This is a genomic window from Stenotrophomonas sepilia, from assembly GCF_003244875.1.
GTDB classification, from domain to species: domain Bacteria; phylum Pseudomonadota; class Gammaproteobacteria; order Xanthomonadales; family Xanthomonadaceae; genus Stenotrophomonas; species Stenotrophomonas sepilia.
Genome location: NZ_LXXZ01000073.1, coordinates 1 through 25,213 on the forward strand (window position 1 = coordinate 1; position 25,213 = coordinate 25,213).

Here is a 25,213-nt window from a genome sequence, read left to right on the forward strand (position 1 = left end):
GCATGGATGCGGCGACCGAGCCTACAGGGACGTATTTACGGCGCCCCCCGCAACCGGGCCCACCCCGCCAACCCACGGAATGCCAGCTTTTGACGTTGCTCTGGCTCTGGCTCCGGCTCCTGCGGGTGCAGGGCTGCAAGCCCTGCAGACACCCCCTCGTGCACAATGGGGCCGACCCCGCCTGGACACCGTCCTGATGTCGAGCAAGCCGTATTCAGAAGCCTGCGAGCGCAACCGCGAACCCATCGCCACCGCACTCGACCCGTGGATGGGCGACCGCCATCGGATGCTGGAGATCGGCAGTGGTACCGGCCAGCACGCAGCCTTCTTCGCCGAGCGCTGGCCGTGGCTGCGCTGGCAGCCCAGCGACCATCCGGACCATCTGCCCGGCATCGAAGCCTGGCGTGCGGAGGCCGCGCTGCTGAACCTGCTGCCGCCGGTGGCGCTGCAGGTGGAGCTGCCCCCGGCGACGGGCCTGGACCTTCCAGAAAGCAGCACGTTCGACGCCGCATTCAGCGCCAACACGCTGCACATCATGGGCTGGGAGTACGTGCAGGTGCTGTTCGGCGCGCTGCCGCCACTGTTGCGTCACGGTGCGCTGCTGGCGATCTACGGTCCGTTCAACTATGGCGGCCGCTATACCAGTGACAGCAATGCGCAGTTCGATGCCTGGCTGAAGGCGCGCGACCCGCGCAGCGGTATCCGCGACAGCGAAGCGGTGCAGGCGCTGGCGGCCGACAACGGGTTTACCCGGTTGGGTGACGTGGCGATGCCGGCCAATAACCGGTTGCTGCTGTGGCGGTTGGGGTGATCAGGCCTCCGGTGCCATGCTGGAAAGGCGTGCCGCAGCAGCACGCAGTCCCTGGAAAATAGGTCCGGACACGTTGGAAGGGAAATCATCCGGGAGCTGACGCGTGACCTGTGCGATGGCAGGTTCCACGGATTCCAGCAGTGTCTCGATCCATGGTTCTGCGCCATCGCTTACACCGCAGACGCGAGCTGTTTCGTTCCAATGCCGTCGTCGAATATCCAGCAGACTTCGGTGTCGATTCCGTCCGTTGATACTCATGGCGAGCTTCGCATCACGAGGCTCCAGCTGGCCGGGTCCGCGGCCGAGAATGGGGTAGACCGAAAGCACGTCATAGATGGGCGTTAATCTGAAGCGGCCGCCAGCTTCAATGTGAACGCTGAAGTTCTTGGCATGGCCATCGATTGCAGCCAACATCCAGAAAAGAATCTGCGTCTTGAAGAAGGTCGCGCGGTCCTCGGAATGCTCGGATTGTCGAAGCAGATCCATGATGGCCACGATGCCTGGGCCACCATCCGATTCATATTTCCTGGCGGCGGGCAGACCAAAGACCTGGCACATGTCTTCCTGTGGCAACCTCAGCCACCATCGGCGGTCCGCAGACAGACGGCGGTCGAATCGCTCAACAATGAGCGCGCGTTGGTCCTGGAAACGTCCCATTTGCGTCTCTGCAACGGGAATTCCGAAGGCGGAAAGCAGATGCATGCACAGCCACTCGTTCTCGACTGACTGGTGCATGTCTGCCCTCATGTTGCCGACCAGGCCTAGGGGCAACTTGAAGATATGAGTAGAAGGCGTGCTGCCGATGGGAATACACCACTGATCCTCGTGCAGAAGTAGCCCTGTCTTCTCCTGTGCACCGGCGATAGAGATTCGAAACTCGTCACTCGGATGGTGCCTTGATCCTGGCAGTGCGGGTGCAGTAACTCCTCGCAGGATGTCCGCAACTTCGCCCTCATTCAATGGCCGGAATTGGATGCTCTGCAGATCGTTGGGTGTGGCTGCAACGGGTAGCAGCTGCACAGCGCCAACGCAATCCCGACCGATGGCCTCGAGAAGGTCAAAGGTTCCCGCTGAGCGGGTTGAAAAGCGATCGCGTAGCCTGCTTCTGATCTCGCTGTTGTCAGGAAGAAGGTTGTCGAAGTAGTCGACAACCTTCTGTCCACGGTGACTTTCACCAAGTGGCAGCAATGGGAGTGAGAGGGAAATAGGGCGTGGCGAACCAGACTCAAGCCAGTTTTGGGTGTAGGTAAGGCGCGGAGAGCTGTTCGAGTTCTGCTGCCATTTCGCTACCTCTACACCGTTCATCCAGATCGCTAGCTCACTCATCGCTACCATTCCATATCTTGATTGCTTGAGCGCTCCGTCCCCTGCTGTAGAGTCACCTCGATTCCTAGTACCGCCCACACCTTCATCAGGCGCCCAAACGAAGCTGTTTCTGGTTCGTGCTCCAGAGCTGTCACCGCTTGGCGGCTGATACCCAGTTGTTTGCCAAGATCTGTCTGTGTCAGGCCCGCCTGCTTGCGAAACGCTTTCATGAGCGAGCCCAACTGTTGGGGAGTTCGGACAACAAACTTGACTGCCACAGAGCTTTCTCCTTCATCGGCGATGCGCTGGTCAGGCGAGCGCGGGTGGTAGGCGCGCCGATACAAGCCCTTCCGCTGCAAACGAGTCAGTACCCTGCGCTCGACGATAGCAATCCATAGGTTGCTTCGTTGTAAGGCAACCTATAGCTTTCTTATTTGAAATGCAACCTATAGCTTTCTTATTTGGAATGCAACTTATAGCTTGCCCCGCTTCTTGCGTCCTTTCTCAAGCCACCTGCACGATATGCAGCGCCTTCGGGTTGCGCCACTGCGCCAGCAGGGCCGCTTCCCGCGCCTTGGCCTGCGCGAAGTGGGCTTCCTTGACATGGCCGAAGCCGCGGATGTGCTCGGGAATGCTGGCGATCTCCACCGCCAGCGACAGACGGTCGTCCTCCAGCCCGTCCAGCAGCACCTGCACCGTCGCCTCGTAATCAGCAATCAGCTTGCGCTCCATGCGGCGCTCCTCGGTGCGTCCGAACACATCGAAGCGGCCGCCACGCAGGAACTTCAGCTTCGCCAACAGACCGAAGGCCTTGAACATCCACGGGCCGTATTCCTTCTTCAGCAGCCGTCCCTGCTCGTCCTTCTTCGCGAACAGCGGCGGTGCCAGATGGAAGCGCAGCTGGTAGTCGCCCTCGAACTGCTGCTGCAGGCGGCGCTGGAAGTCGCCGCTGGTGTACAGGCGCGCCACTTCGTACTCGTCCTTGTAGGCCATCAGCTTGAACAGGTAGCGCGCCACGGTCTCGGTCAGCGCAGTGGAACCGCCGATGCGGTCGGCTTCGGTGGCGCGTACGCGCGCTACCAGGTCACGGTAGCGCCTGGCGTAGGCGGCATCCTGGTACTCGACCAGGAACGCGGCGCGGCGCTCGATCATTTCATCCAGCGAGCGCGACAGGCGGGCGTCGTCCAGCGGCAGGAACGCCACGTCGCCACCGTGCGAGGGCAGGCCACGCAGTTCGCGTTCGTCGCCGGTGTTGCGCGGTGCCGCAGTGGCACCCCATTCATTGCCCTCCCACTCGCCTGGCGGCAGCGGATGCAGCGGGCCCGGGGTGGATTCGGTATCGGTATGGCGGTTGCGCACCAGGCCGGCGGCCTGCTGCACCGCCTGCGGATCGACCACGGCCAGTCGGCCCCAGGCGAACGCCTGCTGGTTCATCGCCACGGCGGCGCCATTGAGCTCGATGGCGCGCATCAGTGACTCGAACGAGAGCGGCACCAGGCCCTGCTGCCAGGCGTAGCCGAGGATGAACAGGTTGGCGGCAATGGCATCGCCCAGCAGCGCGGTGGCCAGTTGGGTGGCATCGAGCAGCAACGGCTCCTGGCCGCCCAGTGCCACGCGCACGCCGGCGATGATGTCGGCGGCGGGGAACTGCATGTCTGGGCGAGTGGTGAAGGTGCCTGGCATCGCTTCGTAAGTGTTCAGCACCACCTGCGAACGGCCGGCACGGACCTTCGACAGCGCCCAGTAATCGTTGACCACCACCATGTCGCAGCCCAGCACCAGGTCGGCCTCGCCAGCGGCGATGCGCACGGCATGGATGTCTTCAGGGCGACGGGCAATGCGGATGTGCGTGGTCACCGCGCCGCCCTTCTGCGCCAGGCCGGTCTGGTCGAGCACGGTTGCACCCTTGCCTTCCAGGTGACCGGCCATGCCCAGCAGCGCACCGATGGTCACCACGCCGGTACCGCCGACGCCGGTGATCAGGATGTTCCAGGGCTGTTCCAGGCTGTCGCGGAGGGTCGGCGCCGGCAGGTTGTCCAGCAGCGTGGACGCATCGCGCTTGCTGCCCTTGCGCGGCTGGCCACCGTGCACGGTGACGAAGCTGGGGCAGAAGCCGTTCACGCAGGAATAGTCCTTGTTGCAGTTGGACTGGTCGATCTCGCGCTTGCGCCCGAACTCGGTTTCCTTCGGCAGCACCGACACGCAGAAGCTCTTCTTCCCGCAGTCACCGCAGCCTTCGCAGACCAGCGAGTTGATCATCACCCGCTTCTGCGGGTCTTCCAGCTTGCCTCGCTTGCGGCGGCGACGCTTCTCGGTGGCGCAGGTCTGTTCGTAGATCAGGATCGACACACCCTTTACTTCGCGCAGGCGCTTCTGCACTTCGTCCAGTTCGCTGCGGTCATGGAACTCGACGTCGCTGGGGAAGTGCTCGCGCTGGCCGGTCCACTTGCCGATGTTGTCCGACAGCACCACGATGGTGTGGATGCCTTCGGCGCGCATCTGCTTTGCAATGTCCGGCACGCTCAGCGGACCGTCCACCGGCTGGCCGCCGGTCATCGCCACCGCATCGTTGTAGAGGATCTTGTAGGTGATGTTGACGCCAGCGGCGACCGCCTGGCGGATCGCCAGCGAGCCGCTGTGGAAGTAGGTGCCGTCGCCGAGGTTCTGGAACACGTGCGGGGTATCGGTGAACGGCGCCTGCCCGGCCCAGGTCACGCCTTCGCCGCCCATGTGGGTGAAGGTGTCGGTGCTGCGGTCCATCCAGGTCACCATGTAATGGCAACCAATGCCGGCCAGCGCACGCGAGCCTTCCGGCACGTTGGTGGAGGTGTTGTGCGGGCAGCCCGAGCAGTAATGCGGTACGCGCGGGAAGCTGGCGCGCGGCAACGCAAGCTCGGCTTCCTTCTCCTGCATCCACTGCAGCCGCTGCTCGATCGATGCGTTGTTGAAGAACTTCTGGATGCGGCGGCCGATCACGCCGGCGATGGTGGCCGGGGTCAGCTCGCCGGTGGACGGCAGGATCCATTCGCCAGTCTCGTCATACTTGCCGACGATGGACGGGCGCTGGCCCCAGCTGGCCGGCCAGTTGAAGAACTGTTCCTTCATCTGACGCTCGATGAAGGCACGCTTTTCCTCCACCACGATGATGTCTTCCAGGCCCTGCGCGAAGCGCGCGATGCCCTGCGGCTCCAGCGGCCAGGTCATGCCGACCTTGTACACGCGGATGCCGATGTCGGCGCAGGCGGCTTCGTCCAGGCCCAGGTATTCCAGCGCCTGCAGCACGTCCAGGTAGCTCTTGCCGGTGGTGACGATGCCCAGCCGCGCGCGCGGCGCGTCCATCACCACCTTGTCGATGCCGTTGGCGCGGGCGAACGCCTGTGCGGCCTTCACCGCATAGCGGTGCAGGCGCATTTCCTGGTCCAGCGGCGGGTCCGGCCAGCGGATGTTGAGACCGCCCGAAGGCATCTCGAAGTCTTCCGGCAGCACGATGCGGCGCGCCATCGGGTCGACCTCGACCGAGGCCGACGATTCGACTGTCTCGGCGATCGTCTTGAAGCCGACCCAGCGCCCGGTATAGCGGCTCATCGCCCACCCCAGCAGGCCCATGTCGAGGATGTCCTGCACACCGGCCGGATTCAGTACCGGCATCATCGCGCTGACGAACTCGTCCTCGCTGCCATGCGGCAGGGTTGAACTGCGGCAGGCATGGTCATCGGCGGCCAGTGCCAGCACCCCGCCGTAGCGCGAGGTGCCGGCGGCATTGGCGTGCTTGAACACGTCGCCGCAGCGGTCCACGCCCGGGCCCTTGCCGTACCACATGCCGAACACGCCCTGCACGTTGGCGCCGGGGAACAGGTTGGTCTGCTGGGTGCCCCACACCATGGTGGCGCCCAGGTCCTCGTTCAGGCCGGGGGTGAACTTCACCTTGGCCGCGTCGAGGTGTTTGCGTGCGCGCCACAGCTCCAGGTCGAAGCCGCCCAGCGGGCTGCCGCGGTAGCCGCTGACGAAGCCGGCGCTGTCGATGCCTTCGTGTGCGTCGCGCAGCCGCTGCATCAGTGGCAGCTTCACCAGCGCCTGCACGCCACTCAGGTAGATCCGCCCCTCGTCGCGGGTGTACTTGTGGTCGAGCGTGTAGTCACGGTCGATCAGGTCGGTGGAGGAGGGCGACGTGAGTTGCGCGGTACTGGTCATGGCTGGCCCGGTCAGGATCGGCTGGCACCGGCCGCGTGCAGGCACGCGGCGGGAAAGGCGCGAATTGTAGCAGCGAGGCCCGGCCGCCCCGGCACTCGCGCCGGCGGCCATGCTGGGGTTAGGATCGGGGAGAGAGAGAGGGGGCTGCGGTTGCGGCCTGGGGAGAAGGGATGTCAGTTGCAGGAAAGATCCTGGGCAGCATGTTGCTGGTCTCGGGAACGGCCCCGGTGTGGGCCGCGCCGGCGGTGCCGGCACCACAGGAGTTCTACTTCGACAGCGATGCGGCCGCCGTGCCCATGATCGTGGTCCAGTCCGACGGGGATGAGCTGGTGGCGCAGCTGCTCAAGCAGCGCGAGCGCGGCCGGCGGACCGTGGAGGCCACCGTGCAGCTGGCGTCGGTGGCCATTGCCCAGGGCCGTACCGAACTGGGTGAACAGCTGTATCGCGAAGCGCTGAAGGATGCGCCGGTGCAGGGCAGCCTGGGCCGTGGCGTGCGCTGGAACTACGGCTGGGACCTGCTGCGTCAGGGCCAGCCCGAAGCCGCCCTGGAGCAATGGCAGGCCGCTGCCGGTGGTTCGCTGAGCAAGCCGGGCTGGTTGCCACCGACCTATGCGCTGGCGCTGTGGCGGGCCGGGCGGAAGCAGGAGGCGGTGCAGTGGTATGCCGCCGCAGTGCGTACCGAGCCGACGCAATGGAGCGACAGCAGCCGCTATGCGCAGTTGTTGCCGTTGTGGCGAGACGACGAGCGTGCCTCGCTGGCGGAAGTGCAGCAGGCGTGGGCGGCCGCGCCGCCGGCCTGGCCCTGAGGGTAGGGGGCGGCCGGGTTGCACCCGGCACCCGCAGAAGCAACAGCCGAAGCAACAGCCGAAGCAACAGCAACAGCGGGCAATCCGCGGGCGGGATGGCGGGGTGGTGTGGGTTGGCAGGACACGCCGTAAACCCCGCTCCGCGGCCCGGCCCAGCCGCTGGAGGCTGGGCGTTCGGGCGCTTGCGAAGCAGTGCTTCGCAAGCAAAGCGCCCTCACCCATGGGGGCTCGATGGCGCCTTGCTCGTGTGCGCAGTCCTGCGCACACGGCAAGACCGGGGTTGGGCGTCCTGACCAACCCGCCCGACGCATGCCTCGGGCCCATGGCGCCAACGGTCCTGCCAACCCACACCGCCCCACCTCTGACGGTTCGACGCTGCTGTTGGTAGGTGTCGACCTTGGGCGACACGGTAGATCCACGCCATGCGTGGATGAATCTGCATCGGAATCGAGTATCCGATATCTGATCGAAAGGCAGCCGAGCGTGGGCTCGGCTCGACAAAAAGCAGCCAGCCAAGCGCGGCTTTTGATGTTCACAGCCAACCAGCCGCCACGAGGGGCTGCGCCGTTCGCGGGAACCTCAATCGTCCGCGGAAACCGTCCGCCCCGACGCCCATGCCCGCAGTGCCTCTACCTGCTCGGCCATCAGCACCGACAGCGGCCGCGTCGTGCGGATCTCATTCATCAGCAGCTCGGTGTCCAGCGGCCGGCCTTCGGCGTGCGCTGCGTACAGTCCGGCCACGATCGCCTGCTCGATCTCCGCGCCGGAGAAACCATTCGCCGCGGCCGCCAGCGCCGGCAGCGCGAAGTCGTCGCCATTGAGCTGGCGTCGCCCGAGGTGCAGCCGCAGCAGTTCCACGCGCACTTCGGGGGGGGGGCAGGTCGACGAAGAAGATCTCGTCGAAACGGCCCTTGCGCAGCAGCTCGGCCGGCAGTTCGTGCACCTGGTTGGCGGTGGCGACGATGAAGACCGGCGCCTTGCGTTCGGCCATCCACGTCAGCAGGTAGCCGAGCACGCGGCGCGATACGCCACCGTCCTCGCCACCACTGGCCAAGCCTTTCTCGATCTCATCCATCCACAACACGCAGGGCGCCAGCTGCTCGGCCGAGGCCAGCGCCTGGCGCAGGTTGGCCTCGGTCTCGCCGTGGTACTTGTTGTACAGCGCACCCACGTCCAGGCGCAGCAGCGGTACACCGAAGCCGGCGGCGGTGGCCTTGGCCAGCATCGATTTGCCGCAGCCCTGCACGCCCAGCAGCAGCATGCCGCGCGGCGGGTCCAGGCCGGCCGGTGCCGAGCCGGCGATGAAGGCCACCCGGCGCTGGCTGATCCAGCGCTTGAGCCGGTTGGCGCCGGCCACGTCGCCGAAGCGTGCGCTGTCGTGCTCGAAGAACAGGTGGCCGCTGCGGTTGAGCAGCTCGAACTTCAGCCGTGCCAGCTGCGGCAGGTCGTCGTCGCGCAGCGCGCCATCGGCGTAGATCAGCTGGCGGGCAATGCGGCGGGCATCGACCAGGCTCAGGCCCTGCAGGTTCTTCAGGATCTTCTTCACCGCCTCGCTGTCGACCTCGACACGGCGGCCGCCGTGCTCGCGTGCGTAGGCGTCGGCCTCCTCGCGCAGCATCTTCAGCAGGGCGTTGGCATCGGGCAGGCGCGGGTTGAAGCGCACCGCCAGTGCTTCCAGCTCGGCCGGCAGCTCGACCTTGGCGCCGATCAGCACCAGCACGTGCGGCTCGCTGTGGCGGCGCTGGATCAGGTCGCGCAGTGCGCGCTGGTGGCTGGCATAGCCCAGGTAGGGGTGGAAATCGAGCAGCAGGTAGACACCGCGCTGATCAGCCTGGCGGATCATCTGCAGCGCGGCGCTGGCATCGGGCGGGCCGACCGGCGGATCCTCGCGGTCCAGGTCGATGCGGCGCAGGCCCTCGGTGATGGACCAGCGGTGCAGGGCCCGCCACACGTGCATCAGCGTCTGCCGGAACAGTTCAACGATGCGCCCCTCGTCCTGGGTCTCGATGACGATCAGGGGGGTATTGGCGCGGATCAGTGCGCTCAGGTCCTGCAGTTCGCTCATGCCGGTTCGATCCTTCGGGGGCGCCACGATAGCAAAGGCGATGGCCACGGGTTCAGCACGGCGCTACCTCCCGTCACCACCGCCGGTGTACGCTCGGGGCACGTACCCGGAAGCGAGGCTGGCATGAAGACGATCCTGGTGGCCGGTTCCAAGGGCGGGGTGGGCAAGACCACCGTCGCCACCCACCTGGCCGCGTACGCGGCATTGCAGGGCAAGGCCACGGTGATCGCCGATGCCGACCCGCAGGGCTCCAGCACCCGCTGGGCACAACGGCGTGCCGGGCTGGAAAGCGCGGTGCTCCCCATCGATGTGTATCGGAAGAAGCAGTGGGCGCAGAAGCTGCCCGACGGTACCGATACCGTCATCATCGATGCACCCGCCGGCGCGCTGGCCGACGATATCCCCCATTTCCTGGACGCGGCCGACGCCGTGGTGGTGCCGGTGCTGCCCTCGGCGCTGGATATCGAAGCCATCGTCGGCTTCCTCAACAGCCTGGCCCAGAACCCGCGCGTGCACAGCCGCAAGCTGCCGGTAGGGCTGGTCCTCAACCGCACCAAACCCTGGACCCAGACCTCGCAGCAGGCATTGCAGATGCTGGCCGAATGGCCGTACCCGGTGGTCGCGCAGCTGCGTGACAGCCAGAGCTACGTGGTCATGACCGGCCTGGGCCGCAGCCTGTTCGACTATCGCTCCGCCCAGGTGCGCGAACACCAGGCCGACTGGGAGCCGCTGCTGTCCTGGCTCAAGCTTTGATGCCTGCCTCACTTCTCCTGCTGCATCCTCCTCTCCATGGAAACCCGCGATGCGTGAACTGATCCTGCTGCGCCATGCCCATGCCGAACCCGCCGTTTCCGGCCAGGCCGACCTCGACCGGCCGCTGTCGCCGGTGGGGCTGGCCGAAGCTGAAGCTGCCGGCAAGTGGTTGAAGGAAAACAAGCTGCTGCCGGACTGCGTGCTGTGCTCGCCGTCGCGACGTACCCGTGAGACCCTGGAAGCGGTGATGACGGCCATCGGCTATGTCGAGAAGCGCCTGGAAGACCGGATCTACGAAGCCACCCCGGGCACCCTGGCGGCGCTGGTGGACGAGCGTCGCGACCTGGACCGGGTGCTGATCGTGGGCCACAACCCGGGCCTGGAGCAGCTGGTGGCCCTGATGACCGACGGCACCAGCAGCGACTACCGCGGCATGCCGCCGGGCGGCGTGGCCGTCCTCGGCTTCCCGCGCGAGGTCTCGATCGAGCCGGGCGTGGCCAGCCTGAACGCGTTCTGGTGGCCGTGATCCGATGAGCCAGGCGCGGCGCAGCCGCTTCCTGCTGCCCGCGTTGCTGGCGCTTGGCCCGGCCTGGGCCGCCGTGCCCCCACCAACGCCGTTGCCGCCGGTGTCCGCCGAAGCACCGCGGGTAATGCGCCTGGATACCCAGCGCTCGCGGATCGGTTTCGAGGTGCGGACCCGTTTCGGCCAGCGCATCGAAGGCGTATTCCCGCACTTCGAGGGGCGCATCGAGATCCTGTCCGACGGGCGCCACCAGGTGCACCTGAAGATGTTCACCCGTTCGGTGGAGATCCCTGGCAAGGCGCGCTACACCGGCTGGATGCGCGGCGAAGAGTTCTTCGATGCAGGGCGCCATCCGGTGGTCGAGTTCGACTCGCTGCCATACTGGCCGGAGACGGTGGAACAGGGTGGCGACATCAACGGCCGGCTGACCCTGCGCGGCGTCAGCCATCCCGAGTCGCTGCGGGTCGAGAAGGCGGAGTGCGCCCGACCCGGCTATGATTGCGATGTCGTCAGCCGCGGTACCGTGCAGCGAGGCCGGTATGGAATGGACAGCTGGCAGCTAGCCCTGAGTGACCGAGTGACCTTCGTATTACGTGCGCGCCTGAGCGAGGCGCCGAAACCGTGAACCTCCTGCTGCGTTTACTGGCGCTGGCAACGGTGTTGCTGGGCAGCGGTTGTGCATCGCTTTCGCATGCCGAGCGCGACCGTGCCGAAGCGATCGCCGTGCAGGCGCGCTCGACCGTGGTCGGCTGCCAGCGCGCCGACCGCTGCGCGCAGGACTCACCGCTGCGTGCGCTGGCCGGCCGGGCGTTCACCGAATCCACCCCCGAACAGCCGCGCCACTACGCCACCCTGCTCGACGAGGGCGAAGGTGCGCTGGTGGCGCGCCTGAACCTGCTGCGCAGCGCTACCCGCAGCATCGACCTGCAGACCTACATCTTCGACAAGGACGACAGCGCCCGGCTGGTCATCGACGAGCTGCTGGCTGCATCGCGGCGCGGGGTGAAGGTGCGCGTGCTGATCGACCAGCTCTCGGCGATCTCCGACCTGCAGATCCTCGGCGCGCTGTCCGGCGCGCACCAGAACTTCCAGCTGCGGGTCTACAACCCGACCTTCGGCAAGGCCCGGCTGAACTACTTCGACTATGCCGGCAGCGTGCTGTGCTGCTTCCGCCGCTTCAACCAGCGCATGCACAACAAGCTGCTGGTGATCGACGATGCGATCGGCGTGGTCGGCGGCCGCAACTACCAGGACGACTATTACGACTGGGACCGCGAGTACAACTTCCGCGACCGCGACGTGCTGATCGCCGGCCCGGAGGCGCGGGCGATGGCCGCCAACTTCGATGCCTTCTGGCATGCCAGGCGCAGCGTGCCGGCCGAGCGCCTGAACGATGTCGGCCGCACCCTGCTGCGCGAGGGCGTGCCGACCCTGCCGCCGGCCAGCTTCCGCCGCCCCGAGCGGGTGCAGCGGGTCAGTGCCGAAGCCAATGACATGGACTTCGTCAGCCGTTCCTTCGTCGATACCGCCTTGCCGGTGGCCTCGGTGCGCTATGTCGCCGACCTGCCACGCAAGCACCGGCGCGAGAAGGCCGATGCGCCACTGGCGGGCCAGCACGTGACCGAGCCGCAGCTGGATGCGCTGATCGCCGGCGCGCAGGAGGAAGTGATCCTGCAGACGCCATACCTGGTGTTGTCCAAGCCGGCGCAGAAGCTGTTCCGCGAGCTGCGCAAGCGCCCGCAGCCGCCGCGGGTGGTGGTGTCCAGCAACAGCCTGGCCGCCACCGACAACCCGATCGTGTATGCGCTGTCGTACAAGTACAAGCGGCGCAACATGCGCGAACTGGGCTTCAACATCTTCGAGTACAAGCCGTTCCCGCTGGATGCACCGGTCGACTACCGCAACCTGCTGCCTGATCCGATCGCCGCGCCCGGGGGTGACGACGACGGCGGGCGCAATCCGCTGATCGGCGGCAGCGCCGCGGGCAGCAATGCCGGCGACAGCCGCGATCGCGATGAGCATCCGGCACCCACCGGCAAGCAGCTGGCGGTGAACCCGCGCACCGGCAGTGCCTACCAGAACGCGCGCGAGCGCCGCCGCGCGGCCGGCAGCGAGGTCGAGACCCGCCTGCTGCGCACCGAGACCCGGCCCTCCTTCCTGGGCAGCAAGGCGGTCAACAAGCCGTTGCCGGTCACCCGCAAGGGCGCGCGCATGGGCCTGCATGCCAAGTCGCTGGTGGTCGACCGCCGCATCGGCGTGGTCGGCACCCACAACTTCGATCCGCGCAGCGAGAACTACAACACCGAAGGTGCGGTGATCATCGATGACCCGGCCTTCGCCGAGCAGCTGGCCGAGAGCATCCTGCGCGATATCCACCCGCAGAACTCGTGGACGGTGGCGCCGCGGGCCAAGCCGCCGGTGCTGTCCGGGCTCAACTACAGCGTCGGCAAGGCCTCCGAGGCACTGCCGATCCTCGACTTCTGGCCGTGGCGCTATGCCACCGACTACGAGTTCAAGCCCGGCCCGGACTGTCCGCGGCCGCTGCCCCGGCAGGACCCGGACTTCCACCGCTGCTATGTCGCCGTGGGCGATTTCCCCGAGGTCAATGTCGGCCCGAAATGGCTGCTGGTCCGCATGCTCACTGCATTCGGCGCCGGCCTCGTTCCCATCCTCTGAAGGTGCCCGCATGACCCTGGTGTTCCGCGAAGTCGTTTCCCTCGAGCAGCTCAACACGCTCAGCCGCAACACCGCGATCGAGTCGCTGGGCATCGTCTTCAGCGGGGCCGGCGACGATTGGCTGCAGGCCACCATGCCGGTGGACGAGCGCACCCGCCAGCCCTACGGCATCCTGCATGGCGGCGCGTCGGTGGTGCTGGCCGAGACCCTGGGCAGCAGCGCCGGCAACCTGTGCGTGGATACGGCCAAACAGATCTGCGTAGGGCTGGAGATCAACGCCAACCATGTACGCGCCGTTCGCTCGGGCACCGTGACCGGCACCGCACGTGCACTGCACGTCGGCCGCAGCACCCAGCTGTGGGAGATCCGCATCGAGGACGAGCAGGGCCGCCTGGTGTGCATCTCGCGGCTGACCCTGGCGGTGGTGGCGGCCGGCCACGGCTGAGCCCCGGACGGCCGGTGACGGCAGCGGAACCCAGCGTTCCCCGCCGATTGCCCCGGTCGATGGGTGTTATGGCCTAAATCGGCTGGCAGCGATGACGGCCCTCCGGTATCGTGCGCGGATGACTTCCCCCACTCCGGCCCCCCGCGGCGGCGTGGCGCGTGTGTGCCGTTACCTGTACCGCGTACCGCTGCTGTTGGTCCACATCGTTGTGTTCCTGCCGCTCATCCTGATCGGCATGCTTCGGCCGTGGGGCGAACTGCGCGTGGGCGAGGCGACCCTGGGGGCCAAAGTGGTCAACTGGTGGCAGGGCGGGCTGATGTGGATCTTCGGCTTCCGCCTGGTGCAGATCGGTACGCCGTTGCCCGGCGCCGTGCTGTTCGTCGCCAACCACGTCAGCTGGGTCGACATCTGCATCCTGCACAGCCAGCGCATGATGGGCTTCGTCGCCAAGCGCGAGATCGCCAGCTGGCCGTTGGTCGGTTGGCTGGCCGCGCGTGGCCAGACCATCTTCCACCAGCGCGGCAACACCGAATCGCTCGGTGGCGTGATGCAGGTGATGGCCGATCGCCTGCGCGAAGGCAAGGCGGTGGGCGTGTTCCCGGAAGGGCGCACCCGCGGCGGCCACGAAGTAGGCCCGTTCCATGCCCGCATCTTCCAGGCCGCGGTTGAAACCGGCGTGCCGGTGCAGCCGGTGGCACTGGTGTACGGGCTCAAGGGCGATGCGCAGACCATTGTCGCGTTCGGCCCCGGCGAGAGTTTCTTCGCCAATTTCCTGCGCCTGCTCGGTGAGCCGGCGCGGCGTGCAGAAGTGCACTTCCTGGCACCGATCGGTGCGCAGGACCTGGAAGGCCGTCGGCGCATCGCGGAGACGTCGCGCGCGCGCATCGTGGCGGCCATGAGCTCCGAGTGAGGGTGCGGTGGCCCTGATCCCGCCACCCGTCCTGGACGCCGGCACGCCGACGCTGCACGCGGCTGACTACCAGCCGCCGCGCTGGCTGCGCAATCCGCATCTGCAGTCGATGCTCAGCTCCAGCCGCATGCGCCTGCAGCGCGGCCTGCTGCTGCTGGCCGCGACCGGCGCGATCAGCGAAGAACTGATCCTCGACGGCGGTGATGGCGTGCGCCTGCAGGGCTGGCACAGCCACATCGAAGGCCGCGAACCCAAGGGCATGGCCCTGCTGCTGCACGGCTGGGAAGGCAGCGCCGAATCCAGCTACATGCGCATGGCGGCCGCGCGCATGCTCGAACAGGGCTTTGACGTGGTGCGGCTGAATTTCCGCGACCACGGCAATACCCATCATCTCAACCCCGGCATCTTCCACTCCAACCTGATCGACGAAGTGGTGCATGCCGCGGGCGATATCGCCCAGCGCTGGCCGCAGTTGCCGCTGGTGGCCGCCGGTTACTCGCTGGGCGGCAATTTCGTGCTGCGCCTGGCCCAGCGCGCGCCAGCGGCCGGCGTGCCGCTGCTGCGCGTGGCCTCGGTATGCCCGGTGCTGGATCCGGCGCTGACCATGGAGAGCATCGAGAACGGCCCGGCGATGTACGACTGGTACTTCCGCCGCAAGTGGGCCGGTTCGCTGCGGCGCAAGCGCGACCTGTTCCCCGAACTGAGCGACTGCGACGACCGCGTACTGAAACTGGACATCCGCGCGCTGACTGCCTGGCTGGTCGAGCGCCACACCAGTTTCGGTTCGTTGCAGGCCTATTTCGATGGCTACTCGATTGCCGGCGATCGGCTGTCCACGTTGCAGGTGCCTGCCGACATCCTGATGGCGCAGGACGACCCGGTGATCCCCTACGCGACCTTCAGCGACTGGCAGCTGCCGCACCAGGCGCATCTGGAAACCGCCAGCTGGGGCGGACACTGTGGCTTCCTGGAAAACTGGCGCGGTGACGGCTTCTCCGAGCGCTGGGTGGCGCAGCGCCTGCAGCGCGTGCTGCAAGGCTGAACCGGCACGGGCGCGCAGGCCGCTACAATGCGGGTTTGCCCTTGAACCGGACCGCCATGCAAGACCAGATCATCCAAGCGTTGCGCCAGAACGAGGCCGACCAGGCCGTGCAGCTGGCCCAGGCGTGGACCCGTGATGAACCCGGCCAGGCCGAGGCCCACCGCTGGCTGGCGCTTGCGCTGCAGCAGCAGGGCAAGGCCGAGGACGCGATGGAAGCCCTGCAGCAGGCGCTGCAGCTGGCCCCGGACAACGCCCAGCTGCACCTGCAGCACGCCGGCCTGCTGCTGGCCCTGCGCCAGTTCGACGGCGCCGGCGAAGCACTGACGCGCACCACCGGGCTGGACCCGAACGCATTCGCCGCGTACCTGATGCAGGCCCACCTGGCGATCGGTCGCAACGATTTCGATGAAGCGCAGCGCCTGTCCACGCTGGCCTCGCGTGTCGAGCCGGACCACCCGGAGCTGCTGACCATCGATGGCATGATCGCGCTGCGCCGCGATGATGCCGATCGCGCGCTGACGCTGCTGTCGGCCGCCAACCAGGCCCTGCCCAACGACATCCGCGTGCTTTACGCACTGGGCTTCGCCTACCTGGGCAAGAACATGCTGGCCTTCGCCGAGCAGGCGTTCCGCCGCGTGCTGGAACTGAACCCGACCATCGCCTCGTTGCATGGCCTGGTGGTGCAGCTGGCCATGCGCCAGGGCAACCTGGAAGCTGCGGCAGAAGCGATGCAGATCGCGCTGCAGCAGGAAGGCCTGGATACGCCTTCGATGCGCCGCCTGGCTGGTGAACTGGCACTGCGCAGCGGCCAGCCGCTGCAGGCGCTGGAACACCTGCTGCCGTTGCTGGAATCGCTGCCTGATGACCGCGACGTGCTGCAGCTGCTGCTGATGTCCTGGCAGCGCCTGGGTCGCGAAGACGAGGCCCGCGCACGCCTGGATGCCGCCTTGGAGCAGCACCCGCAGCTGCACGACCTGTGGCTGGCACGCCTGGCGGTGGAGGAGGTCGGCAGTGCCACCGCCGCCGCCACGGTCGAGCGCTGGATGGACGCGATGCCGGGCCACCTGCCGGCGCTGGAAGCGCGCCTGCGGCTGCACGACATGGTGGGCGAACACGCGCAGGCCGAAGCGATCGCCGAGCGTATCGTCAGCCTCGAACCGGGCCGTGTCAGTGGCGAAACCCGCCTGGTCGAAGGCCTGCTCCAGCGCGATCCGGCCGCTGCCGTCGCCCGCGTGCAGGCGCTGATCGGCATGGCGCCGGAAGGCCACCGTGCCGACCTGCGCACCTGGCTGGGCGAGATCCAGGATCGCGCCGGGCAGCACGAAGACGCGCTGCAGACCTGGCTTGCCCTGCAGGCCGACCAGGCCCCGCAGCGCCTGCCGCTGCCGCCGCAGGCCAAGGCACCGCCGAGCTGGCCGGACAAGGGCGAGATCGACGGTGATGCCACTTCCGCACCGATCTTCCTGTGGGGTGCGCCGGGGTCGGGCGTGGAGCGCGTGGCGACCGGCCTGGCTGCGGCCAGCCCGGTACTGCGCAGCGACCGCTATACCTCCAACGCACCCGACGACGCGTTCCAGAACTACCACACGCTGCAGGACCTCGCTTCGGGCGTGCTGACGCCGGAGCGGCTGGTGCAGCGCTGGCGCGAACAGCTGCCGTCGCGCGGCGTGCAGGACGACGCGATCATCGACTGGCTGCTGTGGTGGGACAACGCGCTGCTGTGGGCGCTGCGCCCGCAGTTGCCGCAGGGCCGCCTGCTGGTGGTGCTGCGCGATCCGCGCGACATGCTGCTGGACTGGGTGGCCTACGGTGCGGCCGCGCCGCTGGCGATGACCTCGCTGGCCGAAGCCAGCGAATGGCTGGCGCGCGCGCTGGCCCAGGTCGCCGCCCTGCACGAGGACGATCTGTACCCGCAGGTGTTGCTGCGCATCGACCAGATCGGCAACGATCCGCAGGCGATGGCCGAACTGCTGGGCCGACTGTTCGAGCGGCCGATGCCGCCGGCCGCGCAGCTGGGCGCGCCGCGTTTCCCGCCGGGCCACTGGCGCAACTACCGCGACGTGATGAGCGCCGCCTTCGCCAAGCTCACCCCGATCGCGGTGCGCCTGGGTTACCCGGAAGAGTGAGGACACGCCGATGCAACTGAGCAGCCACAGCCTGACCAACGGTGCACCGATCGACCGCGAATTCGCCGCAGGCGATGCCGCGGGCTTCGCACCGGACCGCAATCCGCACCTGGCCTGGAGCGATGTGCCGGATGGCACCCGTTCGTTCCTGCTGGTATGCGTCGATCCGGACGTGCCGACCGTGCCGGAGACGGTCGGCCGCACCGACATGAGCGTGCCACGCGACCAGCCCCGCTGTGATTTCGTGCACTGGGTGATGGCCGATATTCCGGCTTCGGTGCGCGAGATTGCCGCAGGCAGCTGCAGCGACGGCTTCGTGGTGAAGGGCAAGACCACGCCGGCCGGGCCGGCCGGCAGCCGCCAGGGCCTGAACGACTTCACCGGCTGGTTCGCCGGCAACCCGGACATGGCCGGTGACTACCTGGGCTACGACGGCCCCTATCCGCCGTTCAATGACGAGCGCGTGCACCGCTACTTCTTCCGCGTGTTCGCGCTGGACGTGGCATCGCTGCAGCTGCCGGCACGCTTCACCGCCGCCGACGCGTACCGGGCCATGCACGGCCACGTGCTGGCCGAAGCGGCACTGCACGGCACCTACACGTTGAATCCGGCGCTGGGCTGAGGCTGCATAACGGGTCGTGCCGGCCGCTGGCCGGCCACGTCCGTGTGTTGCTGCATCCGCCCGTGGCAGCCGGCCAGCGGCCGGCTCTACCGCTGGCGAAGACGGGCGACCCTGCGGCCGCCCTTTTCATTCGTCCGTACCGGCTACCGGCGCGAACACCAGCACATCGCCATGCGCATTGCGCAGCAGCAGGCGGCCACGCTCATCCAGCGCAAGCGTCATCTCTGCGCGTGCATTCACCAGCGTGCCGGCGACACGTTCCTGTTCGGCCACCTCGGCCCGCATGCAAGCGGCTGTGGTGATGATGCCGCCCTCAAGAAGCAGCCGGTCACCTTGCAGGTGATAGGTGCTGCTTGACTGGTTGCACAGGTTCAACTCGCTCATGTAGCCGGGTTGGAAGCGCAGCGTGTAGGGCGGTCGACCGCGCACGAACAACGCATCAATGCGCCGGCCCTGCGCGTCGGTGGCGCGCGCGAGTTGCCACGGATGTGCCTCGAGCTGCCCGGTGGTGGGCGTGCTGGCAGCGGCCACATCCGTAGACATGGCCAGCAGCGCGGCAATGATGAGGGCGGGGACGTGCTTCATGCCGATCTCCCTGATGCATGCGGGTAGTGCCGGCCGTTGGCCGGCAACATCCGCGTGTTGGCGGTGCTCCGCAAGGCAGCCGGCCAGCGGCCGGCTCTACCCACCACGAAGAAGGGCGACCTCGCGGCCGCCCTTCAAGAGCCAGCCGACTAACAGTCGGCTCTACATCACTTCTCGATGGCCGACTCGACCACCATGTCCAGCACGTAGGCCTGCGACGGCGCATCGGCCGGTGGGTTCTTCACTTCGTAGCGCTTCACGCGCACTACGTTGCGCACGCCGTCTTCGTGGGTGTAGCCCTCGATGTTGCCGTAGAAGTTCTCGAACTTGCCCGGCTCACCCTGCTTCAGGCCCTTGTCGTCGAACTTCACTTCGCGCACCTGCAGGCACTGGTAGTCCGGAATCAGCGGGTGCGAGCACTTCTCGGTCTTCGCGGCCACTTCCAGGAACACGGTTTCGCCGGCGCCGCCGTAGCGGGTTTCAGCGGTCGGTTCCGGGTTGAACACCAGCACGTCGCCCTTGGCGTTGGTCAGGGTCAGCTTGCCATCGGCATCCTGCTCGGCCTTCAGTTCGCCCTGCAGGCGGCTCGACACGGCTTCGTCCAGCGCCATCAGCGCCTTGTCGGTGCAGGCCATCATGGTCGAGGCCATCGCACTGACCGTCAGCTTGCCGTCGGCCAGGGTGTAGCCGCCGCCCATGCGGTTGCAGGTGTTGCTGACCGACAGGCGGCCATCAGCGAAGTCCAGGGTGACCGGCTTGTCTTCGCGGGCGAACAGCGCGTCGATGCGCTTGCCGTCGGCGCCGGTGGCCTGCTGCAGCAGCCAGTGCTGGCTCTGCAGGCGCTGCGCATCCAGGTGCGCCAGCGTCTGCTGGTCCGCTGCCTTGGTCGCGGCCGGGGCCACGTCGTCGCCGCCATTGCCGGCCGGGGCCGGGGTCTGGCTGCAGGCGGCCATCAGGGCCAGCGGGAGGAGCAGGGTGAGCTTGCGGTTCATGGTGATTCTCCTTGGGGAACCGTGGGGGAAACGGGGTGGGGCCGGCCATGGGGTTACCGTGCCCCAGTGCTGTTCAGCTGCCGGAGGGCAACCACAGCAGCAGCGCCGCGCCCAGCGCGATGCGGTAGAGGGCGAAGGCCGTGAACCGGTGCGACTTGATGTAGCCCATCAGCCACTTCACTACGACGAAGCCGGTGATGGCCGCGGCAAGGAAGGCCACGCCCACCTCGGTCCAGTTCTCGCTGCCCAGCTGCCCGTCCCTGGCCAGTTCCAGGAAGGTGTAGGCGCTGGCGGCGAACATGGTGGGAATGCCGACCAGGAACACGAACTCGGCGGCAGCGGCGCGGCGGCTCAGGCCCAGCAGCATGGCCAGGAAGATCGCCGAGGCCGAGCGCGAGGTACCGGGGAACACGCCCGCCACCACCTGCGCCAGGCCGACGCCGATCGCCACGGTCCAGGTCACCTGGTCGCGGTCGGGCAGGCGCGCGGTGTAGGCCTCCACCAGCAGCATCCAGACGCCACCGATGATCAGTGCCCAGGCCACGGGGCTGACCGTCTCCGGCAGCGACCAGCCGGCCTTGCGCACCACCAGGCCGACCACGGCGGTGACCAGGAAGGCGGCGCCCAGCTTGAACACGTACTCACGGTTCTCGCGTTGGTTCAAGCCGGTGGCCAGCTGCAGCAGGCGCTGGCGGAACACCAGCACCACGGCCACGATCGCGCCAGCCTGGATGACGATGTTGAAGAAGTCCGAGCGGGCACCCAGCCAGTGCTGGGCGATGAGCAGGTGGCCGGTGCTGGAGATCGGCAGGAATTCGGTCAAGCCTTCGAGGATGCCCAGCAGCAGGGCGGAGAGCAGGTCGGACATGGACGGTGCGGGCACGGGCGGCGGAAGGAAGGAGGTCGAGAGGATAGACGATCCCTGCTGCACCAAACGGGTGCGTCTGATGGCGGGTGCACCGGTTTGGTGCGCACCGTTCTGCACCGGCGCGGAGCAGCCATATTGAAATCAACAACTTGCGGGAATCAAAAAGTTGGCACGGTCATTGCTGTACCTCAGCAGGCATTCATCCCCATCCGAGGTCGTACCGATGTCCGTGGAAAACGTTGAGAAGCTGATCAAGGACAACCAGATCGAGTTCGTCGATCTGCGTTTCGTGGACATGCGTGGCGTCGAGCAGCACGTCACCTTCCCGGTCAGCATCGTCGAACCGTCGCTGTTCGAAGAAGGCAAGATGTTCGACGGCAGCTCGATCGCCGGCTGGAAGGGCATCAACGAATCGGACATGGTGCTGCTGCCGGACCCGTCCAGCGCGTACGTCGATCCGTTCTACGCCGATCCGACCATCGTGATCAGCTGCGACATCCTCGATCCGGCCACCATGCAGGCCTATGGCCGCTGCCCGCGCGGCATCGCCAAGCGTGCCGAGGCCTACCTGAAGTCCTCCGGCATCGCCGAAACCGCGTTTTTCGGCCCGGAGCCGGAGTTCTTCATCTTCGACTCGGTCCGTTTCGCCAACGAAATGGGCAACACCTTCTTCAAGGTCGACTCGGAAGAAGCGGCGTGGAACAGCGGCGCCAAGTATGACGGCGCCAACAGCGGCTACCGTCCGGGCGTGAAGGGCGGCTACTTCCCCGTCCCGCCGACCGACACCCTGCATGACCTGCGCGCGGAAATGTGCAAGACCCTGGAACAGGTTGGCATCGAAGTGGAAGTGCAGCACCACGAAGTGGCCACCGCCGGCCAGTGCGAGATCGGCACCAAGTTCAGCACCCTGGTGCAGAAGGCCGACGAGCTGCTGCGCATGAAGTACGTCATCAAGAACGTCGCGCACCGCAACGGCAAGACCGTTACCTTCATGCCCAAGCCGATCGTCGGCGACAACGGCAGCGGCATGCATGTGCACCAGTCGCTGTCCAAGGGCGGCACCAACCTGTTCTCCGGTGACGGCTACGGTGGCCTGAGCCAGCTGGCGCTGTGGTACATCGGCGGCATCTTCAAGCACGCCAAGGCCATCAATGCCTTCGCCAACTCGGGCACCAACAGCTACAAGCGCCTGGTGCCGGGCTTCGAGGCGCCGGTGATGCTGGCCTATTCGGCCCGCAACCGTTCGGCGTCGTGCCGCATTCCGTGGGTCTCCAACCCGAAGGCGCGCCGCATCGAAATGCGCTTCCCGGATCCGATCCAGTCCGGCTACCTGACCTTCACCGCGCTGATGATGGCCGGTCTGGACGGCATCAAGAACCAGATCGACCCGGGTGCACCGAGCGACAAGGACCTGTACGACCTGCCGCCGGAAGAAGAGAAGCTGATCCCGCAGGTCTGCTCCTCGCTGGACCAGGCGCTGGAAGCACTGGACAAGGATCGCGAGTTCCTGAAGGCCGGCGGCGTGATGAGCGATGACTTCATCGACGGCTACATCGCGCTGAAGATGCAGGAAGTGACCAAGTTCCGCGCGGCCACCCACCCGCTGGAATACCAGCTGTACTACGCCAGCTGACCGGGCGCGATGGCGGTGGGTTCCCCCTCCCACCCGCCGCCATCGCCTCCGTTCTCGCGGCTGGGGAGCCGCAAGGCGGGCGCAGGCCCGCCGTTGTAGAGCGGGTCGCTGGCCCGCTGCAGTACAGCGGACTGCCGGTCCGCTGAAACAGGGGCAAGAGAGACCGGATACGCGACCAGGGCTGCCCTCCCTCCCGCGTCGGTCGTGCAAGGAGAGAGGCACGGCCGTCCCGGCCCTGTACGTGTCCGGTGCAACAGCCACGGTCATCACCCTGATGACCCGTGGTTGCCTGATGCCAACGCGCGCTGGCGCGCTGGCCCCATCCACCCTCGGGACATGCGCATGAAACTGATCTCCGCCATCATCCGACCGTTCAAGCTCGACGAGGTCCGCGAGGCCCTGTCCGATGCAGGCGTGTCGGGCATCACCGTGACCGAAGTGAAAGGTTTCGGTCGCCAGAAGGGCCACACCGAGCTGTATCGCGGCGCCGAGTACGTCGTCGATTTCCTGCCCAAGATCAAGATCGAAACGGTGGTCACCGACGAGCGTGCCGACGCGGTGATCGAAGCGATCCAGTCGTCGGCAGGCACCGGCAAGATCGGTGACGGCAAGATCTTCGTCACCGCCGTTGAACAGGTCATCCGCATCCGCACCGGCGAAATCGGTGCCGACGCGCTGTAACCCCCTTCCGGAGATTCCCCCCATGAAGATGCGCCTTCTCACCGGGTGGCAAGCCCGGTTCCACCTGGTGTGCCTGCTGATGCTGCTCAGCGCGCTGGCCGCCGGTGCCTGGCCGGGCAGCGCCCACGCCCAGGCCCAGGTCTCGCCGTTGCCGAGCGAAAGCGTGGCGGTCGAGCCGTTGCACGATCCGGCCGCCAGCGCCGCTGCGCCGGCCGTGGCCGAAGCGGCCGCCGCGTATGATCGTGGCGACGTCGCCTGGATGCTTACCTCCACGTTGCTGGTGCTGCTGATGGTGGTGCCGGGCCTGGCCCTGTTCTACGGCGGACTGGTGCGTTCGAAGAATGTGCTGTCGGTGCTCAGCCAGATCCTGGTGGTGTTCTCGCTGGTGCTGCTGCTGTGGGTGGCCTATGGCTACAGCGCGGTGTTCAGCGCCGGCAATCCATTCTTCGGTTCGTTCACCGAGTTCGCCTTCCTCAAGGGCTTCACGCCCGACTCGGTGGGCAACACGCCGATCAAGGGCCTGCCGGATTACCTGTTCGTCGCCTTCCAGTCGACCTTCGCCGGCATCACCACTGCGCTGATCGTCGGTGCCTTCGCCGAGCGCATCAAGTTCCGTGCGGTACTGCTGTTCTCGGCACTGTGGTTCACCCTCAGCTACATCCCGATGGCACACATCGTCTGGGGCGGCGGCTACCTGGGTGAGCTGGGCGCGATCGACTTCGCCGGTGGCACCGTGGTGCACATCAATGCGGGCGTGGCCGGCCTGGTCGGCGCCTGGTTCGTCGGCAAGCGCCTGGGCTACGGCCAGACCGCGCTGAAGCCGCACAACGTGCCGTTTACCTACATCGGCGCGATGCTGCTGTGGGTGGGCTGGTTCGGCTTCAATGCTGGTTCCGCCGCCGCCGCCGATACGGTGGCCTCGCTGGCTTTCCTCAACACCGTGCTGGCCACCGCTGCTGCCGTGCTTGGCTGGACCCTGGTGGAGGCGATCGGCAAGGGCAAGCCGTCGGCGCTGGGCGCGGCCTCGGGTGCGGTGGCCGGGCTGGTCGGCATCACACCGGCCTGCGGCACGGTTGGCCCGCTCGGTGCGATCGTGATCGGCTTCGTCGCCGGCGTGGTCTGCGTGTGGGGCGTGACCGGCCTCAAGCGCCTGCTCAAAGTGGACGACACGGCCGACGTGTTCGGTGTGCATGGTGTCGGCGGCATCGTCGGCGCGATCCTCACCGGCGTGTTCAGTGCACAGTCGCTGGGCGGCACCAAGGCCGATCTGGATATCGCCCATCAGCTGTGGGTGCAGGTGGTCAGCGTCGGCTTGACCGTACTGTGGTCGGCGGTGGTGACCGCGGTCATCCTGCTGGTGGTCAAGGTCGTGGTCGGTCTGCGCGTGACCGAAGAGGCTGAACGCACCGGCCTGGATGTGACTTCGCACGGCGAGTCTGCCTACGAGGCCTGAGGCATGACGGGCGGCCCTGCGGGGCCGCCTGCCACCGCCATGGTGGATGCCGACCGTTGGTCGGCACTTCTACTGTTCTGCTGGGTGCCAAGCTTGCTTGGCACTGCCGGCGACTCAGCCACGCATGGCGTGGCTCTACCGTTCCTGCTTCAATGGCTGTCTGCAGGCGTGCGTGTTCGCCTCCAACGACTTCGATGGACTACAGAACGGAGCAGGTGTGATCCAGGCGACATCCGCAGCAGTGATGGAAGACATCGAATGGTATGTCTACCTGCTGACCCTGGACGACTACAGTCCGCATGCATTCGTGGGCGGCGTGGCTGGCGCAGCAGATCCAGAGCGCTGGAGCTTCGCCGTGGAGCTCACCTATCGCTGCCTTTCCGCCGGTCTGTGGCGGCTAACTTACGGCCTGCCTGCGGAGCTCGGGCTTCCCAGCATCGATGCCTTCTGCCACAAGCTCTCGGTTGTCCGCCCAGATCAGCTTTCCGACGAGGGGCAGTTGCTGTGGCTGGATACCTACATGGAAGCGACGGAGCTGTGCCTGGATCTGGTCTCGCGTTACCTCCGTTCGCAGTCGAGCGGTGAGACGACATTTCATCCAGGATTCCAGGATGAGATCGAACGGATGTTCTCCGATGCCGGAGTGCCCTGGAGTCGTGGGCCGCTGTTCCCCATCGCCTGAAGCGCCTTTTGTGGAACGGCTTCTCGTAGAAGATGCCTTTTTCC

21 protein-coding genes and 1 pseudogene are annotated in these 25,213 nt (G+C 66.9%); 15 read left to right on the top strand and 7 right to left on the bottom strand.

Features of this window, described 5'->3' with window-relative positions; genetic code table 11:
* Positions 1-196 precede the first annotated feature (196 nt).
* On the top strand, positions 197-811 hold the full coding sequence (locus A7X97_RS15190; RefSeq protein ID WP_088496483.1) for a DUF938 domain-containing protein: 615 nt from the start codon (positions 197-199) through the stop codon (positions 809-811).
* On the opposite strand, the gene A7X97_RS15195 is transcribed toward A7X97_RS15190, so the two are convergent.
* The 3 genes from A7X97_RS15195 to A7X97_RS15205 all read right to left on the bottom strand — a co-directional run bounded on the left by A7X97_RS15195 (position 812) and on the right by A7X97_RS15205 (position 6,307).
* Positions 812-2,137: a type II toxin-antitoxin system HipA family toxin gene (locus A7X97_RS15195; protein ID WP_072167388.1), complete on the bottom strand. Its 1,326-nt coding sequence runs from the start codon at positions 2,135-2,137 to the stop codon at positions 812-814.
* Between the two features lie 2 nt (positions 2,138-2,139).
* Positions 2,140-2,394 carry a helix-turn-helix domain-containing protein gene (locus A7X97_RS15200; protein WP_227836869.1) on the bottom strand — a complete coding sequence of 85 codons (255 nt, stop codon included), beginning with the start codon at positions 2,392-2,394 and terminating at the stop codon, positions 2,140-2,142.
* 226 nt (positions 2,395-2,620) lie between these two features.
* On the bottom strand, positions 2,621-6,307 hold the full coding sequence (locus A7X97_RS15205; protein WP_111008151.1) for an indolepyruvate ferredoxin oxidoreductase family protein: 3,687 nt from the start codon (positions 6,305-6,307) through the stop codon (positions 2,621-2,623).
* A 170-nt stretch (positions 6,308-6,477) separates the two neighbouring features.
* Between A7X97_RS15205 and A7X97_RS15210 the strand changes: the two genes are divergently transcribed.
* Complete coding sequence (locus tag A7X97_RS15210) at positions 6,478-7,113, top strand: tetratricopeptide repeat protein (RefSeq protein WP_061479389.1); 636 nt, start codon at positions 6,478-6,480, stop codon at positions 7,111-7,113.
* A 579-nt stretch (positions 7,114-7,692) separates the two neighbouring features.
* Here A7X97_RS15210 and A7X97_RS15220 read toward each other — a convergent pair.
* A pseudogene (locus tag A7X97_RS15220) lies at positions 7,693-9,178 on the bottom strand (AAA family ATPase).
* A 123-nt stretch (positions 9,179-9,301) separates the two neighbouring features.
* Between A7X97_RS15220 and A7X97_RS15225 the strand changes: the two are divergent.
* The 9 genes from A7X97_RS15225 (at position 9,302) to A7X97_RS15265 (ending at position 18,275) form a co-directional block, all read left to right on the top strand.
* Positions 9,302-9,931, top strand: coding sequence for a ParA family protein (locus A7X97_RS15225; RefSeq protein ID WP_005420986.1), 630 nt, complete (start codon positions 9,302-9,304; stop codon positions 9,929-9,931).
* A gap of 49 nt (positions 9,932-9,980) precedes the next feature.
* Positions 9,981-10,457: a SixA phosphatase family protein gene (locus tag A7X97_RS15230; protein WP_061479387.1), complete on the top strand. Its 477-nt coding sequence runs from the start codon at positions 9,981-9,983 to the stop codon at positions 10,455-10,457.
* A gap of 4 nt (positions 10,458-10,461) precedes the next feature.
* Positions 10,462-11,079 carry a YceI family protein gene (locus A7X97_RS15235; protein ID WP_065178694.1) on the top strand — a complete coding sequence of 206 codons (618 nt, stop codon included), beginning with the start codon at positions 10,462-10,464 and terminating at the stop codon, positions 11,077-11,079.
* Positions 11,076-13,130, top strand: coding sequence for a phospholipase D family protein (locus A7X97_RS15240; RefSeq protein ID WP_088496480.1), 2,055 nt, complete (start codon positions 11,076-11,078; stop codon positions 13,128-13,130). Before A7X97_RS15235 ends, A7X97_RS15240 begins: the two co-directional genes overlap by 4 nt.
* A gap of 10 nt (positions 13,131-13,140) precedes the next feature.
* The gene (locus A7X97_RS15245; protein WP_072167384.1) at positions 13,141-13,575 is read left to right on the top strand and encodes a hotdog fold thioesterase; all 435 of its coding nucleotides are present in this window, start codon (positions 13,141-13,143) and stop codon (positions 13,573-13,575) included.
* Between the two features lie 118 nt (positions 13,576-13,693).
* On the top strand, positions 13,694-14,485 hold the full coding sequence (locus A7X97_RS15250; protein WP_061479384.1) for a lysophospholipid acyltransferase family protein: 792 nt from the start codon (positions 13,694-13,696) through the stop codon (positions 14,483-14,485).
* Between the two features lie 52 nt (positions 14,486-14,537).
* The gene (locus A7X97_RS15255; protein WP_061479400.1) at positions 14,538-15,527 is read left to right on the top strand and encodes a YheT family hydrolase; all 990 of its coding nucleotides are present in this window, start codon (positions 14,538-14,540) and stop codon (positions 15,525-15,527) included.
* Positions 15,528-15,583: 56 nt separating this feature from the next.
* Positions 15,584-17,653, top strand: coding sequence for a tetratricopeptide repeat protein (locus A7X97_RS15260; RefSeq protein WP_072167383.1), 2,070 nt, complete (start codon positions 15,584-15,586; stop codon positions 17,651-17,653).
* Positions 17,654-17,663: 10 nt separating this feature from the next.
* Complete coding sequence (locus A7X97_RS15265; protein WP_088496479.1) at positions 17,664-18,275, top strand: YbhB/YbcL family Raf kinase inhibitor-like protein; 612 nt, start codon at positions 17,664-17,666, stop codon at positions 18,273-18,275.
* A 126-nt stretch (positions 18,276-18,401) separates the two neighbouring features.
* On the opposite strand, the gene A7X97_RS15270 is transcribed toward A7X97_RS15265, so the two are convergent.
* From A7X97_RS15270 to A7X97_RS15280, 3 genes are all read right to left on the bottom strand, one after another.
* Complete coding sequence (locus A7X97_RS15270) at positions 18,402-18,860, bottom strand: META domain-containing protein (protein ID WP_072167381.1); 459 nt, start codon at positions 18,858-18,860, stop codon at positions 18,402-18,404.
* Between the two features lie 167 nt (positions 18,861-19,027).
* Positions 19,028-19,852 carry an META and DUF4377 domain-containing protein gene (locus A7X97_RS15275; protein ID WP_005420968.1) on the bottom strand — a complete coding sequence of 275 codons (825 nt, stop codon included), beginning with the start codon at positions 19,850-19,852 and terminating at the stop codon, positions 19,028-19,030.
* 73 nt (positions 19,853-19,925) lie between these two features.
* Entirely contained in the window at positions 19,926-20,720 is a 795-nt protein-coding gene (locus A7X97_RS15280) for an undecaprenyl-diphosphate phosphatase (protein ID WP_065195965.1), read from the bottom strand.
* A gap of 223 nt (positions 20,721-20,943) precedes the next feature.
* Here A7X97_RS15280 and glnA point away from each other — a divergent pair, with 223 nt between their 5' ends.
* The 4 genes from glnA (at position 20,944) to A7X97_RS15305 (ending at position 25,169) form a co-directional block, all read left to right on the top strand.
* Positions 20,944-22,353, top strand: a complete 1,410-nt coding sequence (gene glnA, locus A7X97_RS15285; RefSeq protein ID WP_005420964.1) for a type I glutamate--ammonia ligase — start codon at positions 20,944-20,946, stop codon at positions 22,351-22,353.
* Between the two features lie 342 nt (positions 22,354-22,695).
* Entirely contained in the window at positions 22,696-23,034 is a 339-nt protein-coding gene (locus tag A7X97_RS15295) for a P-II family nitrogen regulator (RefSeq protein ID WP_004134334.1), read from the top strand.
* Between the two features lie 22 nt (positions 23,035-23,056).
* Positions 23,057-24,487: an ammonium transporter gene (gene amt, locus A7X97_RS15300; RefSeq protein ID WP_088496478.1), complete on the top strand. Its 1,431-nt coding sequence runs from the start codon at positions 23,057-23,059 to the stop codon at positions 24,485-24,487.
* Positions 24,488-24,611: 124 nt separating this feature from the next.
* Positions 24,612-25,169 (top strand): hypothetical protein, encoded by a 558-nt coding sequence (locus A7X97_RS15305; RefSeq protein ID WP_088496477.1) that lies wholly within the window; start codon positions 24,612-24,614, stop codon positions 25,167-25,169.
* Positions 25,170-25,213 lie beyond the last annotated feature (44 nt).

Coding starts and splice junctions, on each gene's coding strand:
- A7X97_RS15190 (WP_088496483.1), top strand. CDS start 197: ATGTCGAGCAAGCCGTATTCAGAAGCCTGCGAGCGCAACCGCGAACCC.
- A7X97_RS15195 (WP_072167388.1), bottom strand. CDS start 2,137: ATGAGTGAGCTAGCGATCTGGATGAACGGTGTAGAGGTAGCGAAATGG.
- A7X97_RS15205 (WP_111008151.1), bottom strand. CDS start 6,307: ATGACCAGTACCGCGCAACTCACGTCGCCCTCCTCCACCGACCTGATC.
- A7X97_RS15210 (WP_061479389.1), top strand. CDS start 6,478: ATGTCAGTTGCAGGAAAGATCCTGGGCAGCATGTTGCTGGTCTCGGGA.
- A7X97_RS15225 (WP_005420986.1), top strand. CDS start 9,302: ATGAAGACGATCCTGGTGGCCGGTTCCAAGGGCGGGGTGGGCAAGACC.
- A7X97_RS15230 (WP_061479387.1), top strand. CDS start 9,981: ATGCGTGAACTGATCCTGCTGCGCCATGCCCATGCCGAACCCGCCGTT.
- A7X97_RS15235 (WP_065178694.1), top strand. CDS start 10,462: ATGAGCCAGGCGCGGCGCAGCCGCTTCCTGCTGCCCGCGTTGCTGGCG.
- A7X97_RS15245 (WP_072167384.1), top strand. CDS start 13,141: ATGACCCTGGTGTTCCGCGAAGTCGTTTCCCTCGAGCAGCTCAACACG.
- A7X97_RS15250 (WP_061479384.1), top strand. CDS start 13,694: ATGACTTCCCCCACTCCGGCCCCCCGCGGCGGCGTGGCGCGTGTGTGC.
- A7X97_RS15260 (WP_072167383.1), top strand. CDS start 15,584: ATGCAAGACCAGATCATCCAAGCGTTGCGCCAGAACGAGGCCGACCAG.
- A7X97_RS15265 (WP_088496479.1), top strand. CDS start 17,664: ATGCAACTGAGCAGCCACAGCCTGACCAACGGTGCACCGATCGACCGC.
- A7X97_RS15270 (WP_072167381.1), bottom strand. CDS start 18,860: ATGAAGCACGTCCCCGCCCTCATCATTGCCGCGCTGCTGGCCATGTCT.
- A7X97_RS15275 (WP_005420968.1), bottom strand. CDS start 19,852: ATGAACCGCAAGCTCACCCTGCTCCTCCCGCTGGCCCTGATGGCCGCC.
- A7X97_RS15280 (WP_065195965.1), bottom strand. CDS start 20,720: ATGTCCGACCTGCTCTCCGCCCTGCTGCTGGGCATCCTCGAAGGCTTG.
- glnA (WP_005420964.1), top strand. CDS start 20,944: ATGTCCGTGGAAAACGTTGAGAAGCTGATCAAGGACAACCAGATCGAG.
- A7X97_RS15295 (WP_004134334.1), top strand. CDS start 22,696: ATGAAACTGATCTCCGCCATCATCCGACCGTTCAAGCTCGACGAGGTC.
- amt (WP_088496478.1), top strand. CDS start 23,057: ATGAAGATGCGCCTTCTCACCGGGTGGCAAGCCCGGTTCCACCTGGTG.
- A7X97_RS15305 (WP_088496477.1), top strand. CDS start 24,612: ATGGCGTGGCTCTACCGTTCCTGCTTCAATGGCTGTCTGCAGGCGTGC.